4 protein-coding genes are annotated in these 13,101 nt (G+C 68.1%); all 4 read right to left on the minus strand.

Translation table 11 applies throughout. The features are described from left to right. The gene (locus NA11_RS00445) at positions 1–5,925 is read right to left on the minus strand and encodes an SDR family oxidoreductase (protein WP_069159665.1); all 5,925 of its coding nucleotides are present in this window, start codon (positions 5,923–5,925) and stop codon (positions 1–3) included. Between the two features lie 9 nt (positions 5,926–5,934). Next, entirely contained in the window at positions 5,935–7,422 is a 1,488-nt protein-coding gene (locus tag NA11_RS00450; protein ID WP_084653827.1) for an acyltransferase domain-containing protein, read from the minus strand. Positions 7,423–7,534: 112 nt separating this feature from the next. Then, positions 7,535–11,380, minus strand: coding sequence for a ribonuclease E domain-containing protein (locus tag NA11_RS00455; protein WP_141717294.1), 3,846 nt, complete (start codon positions 11,378–11,380; stop codon positions 7,535–7,537). A 524-nt stretch (positions 11,381–11,904) separates the two neighbouring features. Beyond that, positions 11,905–12,993, minus strand: a complete 1,089-nt coding sequence (locus NA11_RS00460; RefSeq protein WP_069159668.1) for a serine/threonine-protein kinase — start codon at positions 12,991–12,993, stop codon at positions 11,905–11,907. Positions 12,994–13,101 lie beyond the last annotated feature (108 nt).

Below are 13,101 nucleotides of genomic sequence, written 5' to 3' on the forward strand. Positions count from 1 at the left end.
TCAATCGACCTCTTTCAGATAGTCGGTGACGATCCAGTGAATGCCTTTGAGCGCCAATATGATTTGACCGTTTGGCCGGGTGGCGACGAACAGATTCTCCGCCGCGTCGCGCCCAGGAACCACGGCATACAGCTCGACCGGCCCTGAGCCGGCGACGAGCGCGTCGTTGGTGTGCTCATAGAGATCAAGCCGATCGATCCGCAGCGGCGCCGCGACCGGCAGCCCCCGGTCGTCGCCCGCGGACAACACCCCGGTCCGCAGCAGGCCGTCGAGCAGCACGACCGGAACGCGGAAGTGCGAGAAGGTCGGGTCGCCAGGGGCGAGCTGCAGACAGTAGGTGGCACGCTTGCCGAGCGGATGCAGCCTGGTGTCGGAGGTCGATTCGAAGACTCCGGTCAGCAGGACCGGGGAGCCACTCAGGTGATAGGGGTCGACCACGGGACGCTCCGCCGCCGCATACCAGGGCGTCCAGCGCGGTGCCGCGGGTAGCGCGGCCGCCATCAGAACGGTGGTGCTGAAGTGCACCCGGTCCTGCACCAGCATGGCGCCGTTGGGCGCGACGACATCGGAGGTCACCTCGATGCCGACCGACACCTGGCCGAGGTCGGCGCACTCGTCGAGCACCTCGGCCCTGATCCGCGTCAGGACAGGCCGATCGGCCGCGTACACCTTGAGGAAGCGATGAAATACCAAGTCCTCCAAGGCATACACCTGCATCGTCGGCACCAGTGCACGCGCCGCCTCCAGCGCCAGCTCCGCGACGAACGCGCCTGGCAGCGTCGGCACACCGTTGACCCGATGATCGGCCAGATAATCGTCTCGGCCCAGATCGAAGGTGCGCTCGTATACGGCCCACGAACGCCCGTCCATGACACCGCCCGCGGTCTGGCGATCGAGGTAGAACGGGCGCGGTGTCGGCCCGAGGAAGCCGGGCAACAGCGCGTCGACCGCACCGTATTCCGCGGTACCCAGGTGCGCCACATAGGGACTGCGCTGGACCGCCTGCAACTGACGGATGAAATGGTGCGCACCCTCGTCTGTCGACATGTTCGAGTACTGACCGGTCCGGTCGAAGTAGGCCTTCGTCAATTCGTTTGCGGCGAGCCCGACTTCGTTCCAGAGCGTCCACCCGATGGTGAACTCGTCCCGGCCCGCGCTCGCCGCCAGCGCCGCGGTGCCGAGGAAATCATTGGCCGACGCGTAGTCCACCTCGCCGATCTGGCCGGTGGCCCCGAGCAGCGACCCGAAGTTGCACCACATGCGCGGTGGGCGGGTCGCAAGCGCCGTGACGAGGTTGGTGTAGCCGAGCAGTTTGATATCGCGAATGCTGCGGAACTCGCCGAAATCCTTGGCCGAGATCGGCGCCGACCGATTCAAGCCTGCCGCGTTGATCAGCAGGTCGATCCGGCCCATCGACGCGTGGATGTGCGCCATCGTGCGCTCGACCGCGGCACGATCCCTGACGTCGCAGACGAGATACTCGACGGTGGCGGCGCCCGCTTCCCTGATGCGCTGAAGATTGTGGATCGTCTTGCGCACGTTGGCCATTCGCTCGAACTCGGCGTTCAGCTCGCGTGCGGTCGCCGCGGGGTCCTCGGTGCGCCGCCGTCGCATGTATTCCCGTTTCGTCGCGGCGAATTCGGCGTCGCTGAGCCGGAGATACTGCGCTGGAATCGAATCGAGTGCGCTGGTGCCGAGCACCTGGATCCGGCCGCCGAAATTCTCGGCAACGGCAACAAGCAGCTCGGCCGTGATGCCTCGGCCGCCGCCGACGGCGACCACCACCGAATTCCGTTCCAGCCGTGGGGTTTCGTCCAACACGTCGTCGAGCACGGTCAGCGCGCTGCGGTAGCGGACGCCGTCGGCGTAGTAGGCGATCGGCATCGAACGATCGAGCATCGACTCCGCCTCGACCACCGCGCAGCCCTGTCCGAAGTCGCCGTCGGTCACCACGGCGAACGTGGTGCCGAGCGGCCGTTCGAGCGCGGCGACCTTGACCGCTCCGGTGAACAGGCCGACGTAGGGGGCCGGCGTGGTTTCCGCGAGCGCGCGAGTCAGCAGCACCACGGTGGACGCATCGGGTTCGGCCAGTACGTCCGAGAGCTGCTGCGCCACCAGGAACCACAGATCGTGCAGCGCGCGAAGCGTATTCGTGCGATCGGTACCCACTGCATCCGGCAGGTCGGCGACCAGCCGCAGGTGCCGAGGCCTACCGCACTCCGCCAGCAGATCGGCAACCGCCGCCTGCGTCAACTCCGGCACGTGCCGGACACCCGCACCGGGTCGCAGTGACAGCACGGTGGTCTGCGCCGGTATTGCGGTGCTGTGCAGCAGCTGCGGATCCTCGACGAGTAGCAGCGTTGGCTCGTCAGGCAGGAAGCGGGTCGACGGGTGTACCGCAACCCCGGCGTCAGGCACCAGGCCCCAACCGTGGCTGTCGACGACCGTGGGGGCGAGGGCGCCGTTCTCGTCCCGGAACTGCGCCGGGTCGAGGAAATCCGCAGCAAGCGTGGAACTTTCGACAGGACGCGGAACGACAATGCCCGGCGCGACCGCAGCGCCGATGGCTCCGGAGCGCCGATCGACGCCGGCCTCCGGACCGCTTACGCGGATCGCGGCGTCCGGCGCGCCTTCCTCGCCGCGGCACCGCACGACCACCGCGCCGTCGGCCGCGACGGTACGCAGGGCCGAGATGATGCCGAAGGCACCCTCACCACCGAGGAAGTTCGGTCGCCCCGAGTCATTGCGCGCACCGCATTCGACGTCGGCGCCGACCGCAGCGGCGACCGGTTCCAGGAAGCCGATGACCGGCAGCCCGGCCGCGGCCGCGGTCTCCTCGGTGGTCAGCGCGAGCAGGAAGGCACCTTCCGCGAGGCAGGCCCCGGCGGGCAGCAGCCCATCGAGCAGAGTCCGCTGTTCGTCGGTGGTGTTGCCGTTGATCCCGCCGACCAAAGCCATGCGCAGCTCGCCGGTGCGCAGATACCGCGATGCCACATCGATCGCGCTCATCGCGGCGGTGAAGCCGGTGTCGACGGTCATGTTCAAGCCGTTGAGCCCGAAGTAGTTCGCCACCCGTGCGGGAATGACGTTCGGCATCATGCCGGGAAAAGTGTTCTCGGTCGCCGGTGGCACGAGCGCCCGGATATCCGCCGCGACATCGTCGAGCACCTGGTCGAGCCATGATTCGCAGGCCAAGCCGGGATCGGCGCGCAATGCGGTCGCGGCATCGTCGAGGTAGCAGCGCGTCGCATAGAGGACGGCATTGCGAGTTTCCCCGAAATGGCCGAGTATCACGCCGGTTTCGGCTTGCTGCTCGGTCCAGAATGCGCCGAGGTCAGCGTGGATGGCGCGGGCGCAGGCGAGGATCATCAGTTGGCAGCGATCGATCGCGCGCATCAGCGCAGGCGGCAGCTTGACCTCCTCGATGGTCGGCAGCGGGTACTGGTCGCCGAAGGTGGTCGCGGGATGCGCCGCGGCCGACCACTCGTCCGGGTCGGTCGCACCGGGCAAGCTGGACGCGACAGCCACCACGGCGAGCCGTCCCGGTGTTGGCAGCGTGCGCGCCGCACCGACAGCTCCCGCGGTGCCACTTCCGCCGACCCGCTGGTCGGACACCGGCGGTTCCTCGAGCACCAGATGCGCGTTGGTGCCGCCGAAGCCGAAGCCGGACACGGCCGCGGTGCGCGGCTGCTGGCCACCAGCGGGCCAGCGCAGCGCGGTCTTCGGAATCTCCAGATTGCTCGCATCGATCATGAATTCCGCTGGCGTCTGGACGAACCGGTGCTGCGGTGGAATCAGCTCGTTCGAGAACCCGAGCAACACCTGCACCAGCGACGTGGTCCCCGCCGCCCATCCGGTATGACCGATGACCGACTTGTTCGACGTCACCCGCACCGGCTCGGGACCCGCCATGGTGGCCCGCAGTGTGGCGAACTCTGCGGCGTCCCCGGCAGGCGTGCCCGTGGCGTGGGCGACGATCCAGTCCGGGATCACCCCTGCCATCTGCGGCTGCGCCTGTGCACGCCGGACGGCGAGCTCCTGGCCCGCGGCAGCGGGCGCGTAGATCGCCTTGCCCTTGCCGTCGGAGGCGGCGCCGAAAGACTTGACGACGCCGAGGATTCGGTCGCCGTCGGCGCGCGCCCGGCGCAGGGACTTGAGCACCACCGTCGCCGCGCCGTCGGAAAACAGGACGCCGTCGCTGGTCTCGTCGAAGCTGCGCACCGCGCCGCGCTCCGACAGGCCGTTCAGCTTCGCGAAGAGCACCGACCCGCGCGGGCCGACCGCGAACGCGCCGCCGCACACCGCGATGTCGTAGCGCCCCTCCAGCAAGCCCTTGATGCCGAGATCCACGGCGTACAGCGAGGACGAGCACGCGGTGTCCACCATCATCATCTCGGTGTCGTCGGGCAGCAGGCCCGCCATCGCACCGGCGCCGACCTGATGCGGGAACACCCGATTCTGATCGATGACACTGCGGGGATACCGCTGGCGCAACCGCGCCCGGATGGCCGCAAGCTTGCCGTCCGGATCATCGATCCCCATCCGTCGCAGTGCTTTTCGTGCACGCTGGAGGAAGCCTGCGACGACGACGGCCTCCTCGGCGTGCTGATTGCCGTCCGCGGTGTACCCGACCAGGAAGCCGAACTTGTCCGACGGCCGCCGGACCACCGAATCCATTGCCTGCAGGACCGAGTTGCGCAACCACAGCGTGGTGGATTCGATATCGCCGGGCGTCTCACCTGCGGCGGCCAGCTCCGCCGCCAAGGCAGGATGCGGAACGAAATCGGTGATGAACGCCGAATGTTGGGAATAGGACTTGTCTTCGGCGGTCCGATCCGATGCGTAGAAGGCGCTGTTGTCCCATCGATCGGACGGGACACGGGTGAAACGATCGTCGCCGTCGACGAGTTCGCGCCAGAACTCGTCCGGGTTGTTGGCGCCGGACACCGTGATGCCCATGCCGACAACGACAATGGCGTCCGCCTGGTCGAGGTCGTCTGCGTGGTTCAGGTCGTCTGCCGCGTTCGCACCGTCCGTCGCGTCGTCGGCCGGGGTCGTCGCGACGGGTTGCGCGACGACCGATTCCGAGACGACGGGTTGCGCGCCGACCGGTTGGGTGACGACCGGTTGGGCGGCAGCGTCTCGCGGCGGCGACAGCAGCGCGGCGCCGGTGGACAAACCACCGTCGGCCAGCAGGACCTGCCCGGTCACCCAGCTCGCATCCGACGAGGCCAGGAAGGAGACGATAGCGGCGAGCTCGTCCGGCGTGCCGAGCCGCTGCAGCGGTGTTGCGGCGATGGTCGCCCGCTGCATCGCCACCGCGTCCGGAAACTGGTCAACCACAGGGCTTTCCAACATCCCGGCGGCGGCGGTGTTCACTCGGACACCGAATTCGGCGAACTCGACGGCCAGATAGCGGGTCATCGCCTCGACCGCGGCCTTGGCAGGCCCGCAGGCCAGATAATTGGCCATCACGAGCTGACCGCCGCCGAGCGTCGAGACATTCACGATGCTCGCACCTGGCCGGTGCTGCATCAGCGGCAGCGCTCTGCGCGCACACCCGAGTCCGCCTTTGAGATTCGTGTCGATCGCCCGATCGATCATCGCCTCGTCGACGTCGGCATAGCCGGCGAGGCGGCCGTCGGCGGCGCTGTTCACCAGAATGTCGAGCGCCCCGAATTCCGTGGCGATCTCGTCGAACATCCGATCCCGCTGGGCCGCGTCCGCGACCGAGGCGCGGATGATGTGTGCCCATCCGCCCGCGGCTTCGATGTCGGCCTTGGTGGCCCGAGCCTCGGCGGGCGAGCGAAAGTGGTTGATGATGACCAGTGCGCCATCGGCGGCCAGCCGTAAGGCGATGGCCCGTCCCACATTTCGCGCGCCGCCGGTGACCAGCGCGATCTTCCCTTCGAATTTGCCTGCCATGTCCGCTGCCTATGCCGCACTGATCAGGTCGGCGATCCGCCCGAGCGTGTTGTGCTCACCGATCTTGAAATCCGCGGGCAGCGGCCCGAGTTGATAGGTCTCGCCGATCTTGCGCAGCAACTCGGTCTGCTTCACCGAATCGACGCCGAGCTCCGCCTCCAGGTCGGCGTGCTCGTCGAAAACCTCCGGCGGATACTCCAGTGCTTCCGCGTAGATGCCGACCAGTTGCTGAAAGAGCTCGTCGCGAGCAGGCACTGCGCGCGCTTGCTCGGCGCTATCGGCCGGAGCGGAGCGACCGGATTCGACGGGTGGCGGGTCAGGTGCCCGATCGAGCACGAAATCGGTTGCCGGAGTTGGTAGCTCGACAGGCAGCTCGGCCCGAGCTGACCCGGAGGTGTCAGCGGTGGCCGAGAATTCACTGATCACGAGCCGCGCGATGCGGTCGACACGTGCGGTCCACAGTCGTTCGAACTCGGCGTTGCCCAGCCCGGGAGCCAGTGCCAGCCGCACCTGCTCGGACTGGGTCGACGACCGGGCTCGGTCCTCGCCGAGTGACGCGAGCGTTTCCATCAGCGATGTACCAGGCAACAGCAACGGGACAACGTCCGGTCCGTCGCCGAGCACCCGTCGGGTGATCTTGGTCAACGCATCGAGCGAACCACACTCGACGAACGTGCCGACGCCGGTGTCGCGGACTGCCCGCACCGCGGTGGCGAAATGCACCCGGCGGGTCAGATGACCGGCCAGCGCGGTGACCAGGTTGTCGCTGTTGCGATATGCGCGACCCAGGATCGGCGAGTAGACCTCGACCTCCATCCGGTACTGCGGGATATGCCGTATCCGGCTGGCGAAATCGAAGGCCGCGTCGCGCAGCATCGGACTGTGGAACGGGTACGGCGACTTCAGTGTCACCGCACCGATCCGGAGCGCACCGGCGATGGTGCGCGCGGTGTCGAGCGACGCGCGCGGGCCTGCGATGACCGTCTGGCCCTCGTGATTCTCCACTGCCGCAACGGCATCCGGGTCGCCGATCAACTGCAGAATCCGCTCTGACCTGAGCAGATCGGTACCCAACGCGAGCTGATATCCGTCCAGCTCACCCACCGAGCGCAGCGCCGCGCACCGGTGACAGATCATCTCCGCGCCGTCGGCGACGGAGAACGCGCCCGCGCAGACGAGCGCGGCGATTTCGCCGAAGCTGTGGCCGACCAACACATCCGGCCGCAGCCCGCGCGAGAGCAGCACGCGATGGGCGAGCACCGAGGTGCTGTAGATCGCCAACTGCAGCAGGTCCGGATTCGACGCTAAGAGTTCGTCGATGGCTGGGGCATCCGGCGAGAACAACAGGTCCGAGACAGTCTCGCCGGTCGATCGCTGCGCGACCGCGTCGATCTCCCTGAGCACCTGATCGGCCTCGGGCAGCTGCCGCGCAGCCGTCAACGCACCCGGAAAATATGCCCCTTGCCCTGGAAAGAGCGCGGTCATTCTCTGCACCATGATCGAATCCTTTCCAGCGTCGAAAAACGCACTGTCGCAAAAGAAGTCGGAGATGAGACCCGCAGTCGGCCCACCCGAGCGGGTGGGCCGACCACGGGCTGCGGTCAAGAAATCACAGCGACACCGCCACCAGGCGGTTGGTCGAGGCTTGGACCGGACCTTCGGCCACACCTGCTCCGACGGTCGGCAGCTCGGCCTTGGGCGCAACCGCCGCTGGCGCAACTGCCTCGGCCGCAACCGGCTTGGGACTCAACACGTCCTGCAGCCCGGCCACGAGCTCCGAGGTGCTGAGATCCCCGCTGACACTGCGCCTGCCGCCGCGCAAGGTCCGCGTGGACCCGCCGCCCATCGGCTTCGAGACCAGCAGCAACGGCAGCGCGAACGCACCGCCACCGAGGAAGATGCCACCGGCGGCCAGCAGCGAAACCACCGCAATGCCAACGGCGATCACCGGCACCCCGACGACGGCCGCGGCCAGGATGGCCGTTACCAGGCCTGCGCCCGCGAGCGCGACCAGGGACACCAGGCCGAGCACCGCGGCGAGCGCGATCGCCACCAACGGGAACGCGAACACCGCGACCGGCAGGAACACCGCGTACACGACCGAAAGCGCTCCGGCGATCGCCATACCGGCCACCGCGACGATCGCCGTTGCGACCACCGCGACCGCGGCGAACGCGAGGCCGACCACAATGCCGACCGCGACCATCGCCCCGAGCAGCACCAGTGCCGCACCGATCCCGAGGGCGGTAGCCAACCAGAAGGCCGCGACGATCGCGATCGCGACCGGAATCGTCACCACCCACAGCGGCGGGAACAGCACCGAGACGAAGAGCAAGGCCGCGGCGAACGCGAGAATCGACACCGCCCAGAGGAAGCCGAGGCCGAGGAACGCGGCCGCGACACCCAGGGCGACCACGACGCCGGTGACCACCGTCGTCGCGATCGTGGCCAACAGGCTCGCCCCGATCACACCGAAGATGAGCGGTGCTGCCAGCAGTGCCAGCGGCGGGCAGAAGATGATCGCGACGATCGCGGCAAGCACGAAGCCGACGAAGGCGACCGCCGTCAGCACGAAGCCACTGGCGAAGAGCAGGCCGACGGCGGCGACCGCCACCACGGCCATCGCCAGCATGAAGGCACCGCCTTCACCCAGCGTGAGCGCGGTGGCGCCCAAGGTGATCGCGGCCAGCGTCACCGCAACGATCGCGGCGAAGACGATGTCCGCGAGCAGGATGAACGGAATGGCCCACGGCATGAGCACCATCAGGAGCACCGAGCCGGCCAAGACCAGTCCGGCCATGCCGACCACGATCCCGAGACCGACGACAACACCGATCACTGTGGCGATCGTGCCAAGCGCGAACCCGGCGAACATGAAGCCGAGCCCGAGGACCACCGGAAGTGCGACCAGTCCGAGGAACAGCAGCGGAGCAATCAACGGACCGATGACCGGAAGGCCGAGGATCGCCAGTGCCGCCGCGACCGTGCCGAGGCCCAAGCCGAGGACGACAACGACGATCCCGGCGATCGCGAGCAACTTCGCGATGCCACCGAGGATGTAGCCCATCACGACACCGGCGACGATGGCGACCGCAATCCCCACCAGCGACAGCGCCAGATGAACGATGAAGGTGGCACCGGTCACCACCGACAGGATCGCCAAACCGGCGACTCCCACCACGCCGAGCGCCACGAGCGCCACCACACCGAGCGCGACGGCGACCACGCCCAAGGCGACGACGAGGACGGCCAGGATCGGCAGTGCCAGCAGGCCGAACGGCGTGAACAGCGAGAGCACACCGGTGATCACCGCGAGCGCGCCGACCGCGAGCGCGCCGAGCAAGAGCAGGCCGAACGTCGCCGCGGCGGTCAGCAACAGCCCGCCGACGAGGATGACGAGGGCGCCGCCGAACAGCAGCGGCAGCAGGATCGGCGCCAGCGGCGCAAGCACCGTGCTTATGATCGCCGCCGCGACCGTGGCCAGCACGAACGCGACTGCGGTCAGGGCAATTCCGATCACGAGCGCGACGGCCGCGGCGACGATCGCGGCGACGCCCACCACCGCGATGCCGACGAGCAGGGCGGTCAGGATGAACGGAGCAGCGATCTGGAAGAGCACGAAAGCGGCCACCAGCAGCGGCAACCCGATGAACACCACACCGGCGACCACCGCGGCCAACGCCGCCAGGCCGAGCAGTGCGATGAGGCCCGCACCCAACAGAATCGGCCCGAGGAAGATCGCGCCGAGCACGAGCGCGCCGATCCCGAGTGCGAGCGCGATGCCACCCAGCACCACCGCACCGATCGCCAGTGCGCCGAGCACGAGCGGGGCCAGCACGATAGCGCCGAGCACCAACGCACCGATCACAAAGGGCGCGAGCACGATTGCGCCGAGCACGAGTGCACCGATCCCGAGCGCGAGTGCGATGCCACCCAGCACGGCCGCACCGATTCCCAATGCGCCGAGTACGAAGGGCGCGAGCACAATTGCGCCGATCGCCAATGCTCCCAGCACGAAGGGGGCGAGCACGATGGCGCCGATCGCCAGCGCACCGAGCACGAACGGCGCCAGTACGACGGCACCGATCGCCAACGCACCCAAGACGAAGGGCGCAAGCACGATCGCGCCGACAACCAAGGCGCCCAAGATAACTGGCGACAGCACGATGGCGCCGATCACCAAGCCCGCGATGATGAGCCCAACGGGCACGATTGCCACGCCGACCACCACGAAGCTGTTGTGGGTCGGCAGCAGCGCACGCACCGACTGCAGCAAGGTGTCGCGCACCGGCGCGAATACCGCGCCGAGTGCCGTGCCAGGAGCGATCGCACTCAGCAGCGGCGTCAGGAAGCCGGTGAAGGGTGCGAGCGAGGCCGCCAGCGTCCCGGACTGCACCACCTGTTCGAACGCGCCGATCAGCGCGGTCATCGGCAGCGTCCCCGCGGAGACGGCGGTCAGTGTCGGCGCCACTTCCCGTAGCGCGGGCGCGAACTGCATGATGACCGGACGGATGGCGTCGGCCAGCGGTCCGGACTGCAGCAGCGGCGTCAGGCGCTCGGTGAGGACTTTGGTGATGTCGGCGCCGGCTGCGACGTCGCGCAGCGCCGGAGCGATCTGTGCGAGCACCGGCGACCAATCGGCACCGGCGGCGGGCGCGAGCATCTCGCGCAGGGCCTTGGTCGGATCGTCACCCTTGGTCGGGAATTCGAAGACTTCGCGCGCGCGAGCAACGAGCGTGTCGATCGCGTTGGCCGCCGGATCGGTGCGCTTGGCGCCCGCCATCTCGGTGGCGTTCTTGACGAAGCTCAGCAGGTCCTGCACCGGCTGCTCCAGCGGCCCGGCAGGCACCTGTTCGGCCCACGTGCTGATCTGCGTGAGATTCAATCCCGAGGACGCGATCTGACCGACCGCGCCCGCGATCTCCTCGACGAACGTCGGCGCACGACCGATCTCGCCGTTGGCGGCGACTGTCTCGTTCTCGACCACGGCCGGACGTACGGCCTGACGGACAACAGGCATGGCCGGACTGACAACGGGCATCGTCGCCGTCGGCGCGGAGAATGCTTCCGGAACGGGCGGCACGGCAGGCGCCGCCTGCTCCTGCGGCCCGTGCACGACGTCGGCGAAGGTGCCGATCGGGTGGGCCAGCGGGGTTCCCTGTGCCAACGACTCGGCCCCATCCACCGTCGCCGCCAGTTGCGCGCGGACGGCGGGGTCCAGATTCGCCGTGACAGACGTCCCGAACTGGGTGAGCAGCCCGCCGACCCCGGGGGTCGGCGCGGTCGGCGCGGTGTCGGTATGGGCGACGCCGCCGACATCAGCCTGCGCGGCACCGGCCGCGCCGACCGAGGCCGTTGCGACCGAGGCGAACGCGGCGGCCGCGTACAGGCCTCGCCAGTTGCTCGCGGTCTTCTTCCGGTGCCTGCCACCTGCCTTGGTGGATCGGGTCTTCATGCCGGGTGTGTGGTCGTTTGCTGACTGCATGTCTCGCCTATGCCTTTCGATCATGCTGACCCGTACTGCGTGAGCAACCCCGGGACCTGAAGGTGTGGGGCAGGCCAACGAGTACTGGGGGAGCGCGTGACAGCGGACGGTCAAGGTCGTTGAGGAACACTGAGCGCTCCCTGCAGGAGCAGATAGCTACAGATTTGCCATGCGGGTAGATCGGATGACGCAAGCATCATGATTCGCACGGCTCACTAGCGCAGACAAGTCCCTTTTGGAACACATTCGACATAACCGCAGGTAGAAGACCTGGGGAGAGGTTCCGCTGCGGATAGTTGTTATCGTTTTGCGTCAGAAACCCTCTGGACGCCTCGAAATTCGTCAGGTATGGGAGATTGCCAAAAAATTGCCGGAATCTTGACGCCGTCACTGTTGAATGCGTAGATTTGCCGAGTTCCGCACTGCGGATACCGCGACCTCAGCCAATGCCGAAGCCCGCGTTCTGATATTTGCTGTGCCGTCGATCAGAGGGTTCAGCGCGGGCACGGGTCGGCAGGCGAGCCGAGCGGAGGTGCCGTCGGAAGCGCCGGGCTGGTGACCGCTGTCGGCGGTGTCCGCACGCAGGTGACCGAGGTCGGATGCGCAGGCGGCGAGTCGTCCTGTTTCCCGGCACTGAGCGCCCACCAGGCGATCGCCGCGACAGCCGCGACCACGACGACCAGCAGCAACCCGGAGCGATTGCGGCTCGACGGTTGCGAAGCCGGATTGAGCTGGGTGGTGGCCAGCCTGGCCGGGTTCGGGGTGGCGGCGGGTGTCGCCCCGAGCGCGGCGACGGCCGCCGCGGCGAGGTCCCCCGCGCTGCGATAGCGGTCGCCCGGGTTCTTCGCCATCCCGCGCGCGATCACGGCGTCGAAGGCCGACGGCACCCTGCCCGATTCGGCGGGCCGCGGCGGCGGCGTGTGCAGATGCGCGGCGATCTGCTGCTCGACGCTGGCGCCGGGGAACGGCTGGGCACCCGTCAGGCATTGATGCAGGACACAGGTCAGCGAGTACACATCCGATCGGGCATCGCAGGTGCCGCGCAAGAGCCGTTCCGGCGCCAAGTAGGCGAAGCTGCCGATGGTCGCGCCCGTGGTGGTCAAACTGGCGTCGCCACTGCTCACGGCGATCCCGAAATCGATGAGATACGCGAAGTCATCCGCGGTGACCAGGATGTTCGACGGCTTCACGTCGCGATGCACGAGCCCGGCCCGATGTGCCGCGTCGAGGGCGGCGCCGATCTGCCGGATGTAGGCCACCGCGGTCTCGACCGCGATCGGCCCGGCGGCGAGCAGCGCGGTGATATCCCGGCCCTCGACCAATCGCATATCCAAGTACAGGTATCCATCGATCTCACCGAAATCGTGGATCGGGATGACGTGCGGTTCGCTCAACCTGGCCGCGGCGTGCGCCTCACGCCGGAATCGCTCGCGATATTTCGGATCCTGCGCCAGTTGCTGCGACAACACCTTGAGCGCGACCACGCGATCGGTCCCGGTGTCGTAGGCCCGATAGACCTGCCCCATCCCGCCGGCGCCGAGTAGTTCGAGGAGCCGGTACCGCCCGAAGGGCTTGCCATCCACGCTGTACGACTACCACAGCGCAGTCCTGCGCTCCTGGCGATCAGCCTTCCTGTGCCGACACTCGCGCCGCCGCCGGAGAAAGTTCGGATTCCGACCCTCGGCGCCGCG

Source organism: Nocardia altamirensis NBRC 108246 (genome assembly GCF_001612685.1).
GTDB lineage: Bacteria > Actinomycetota > Actinomycetes > Mycobacteriales > Mycobacteriaceae > Nocardia > Nocardia altamirensis.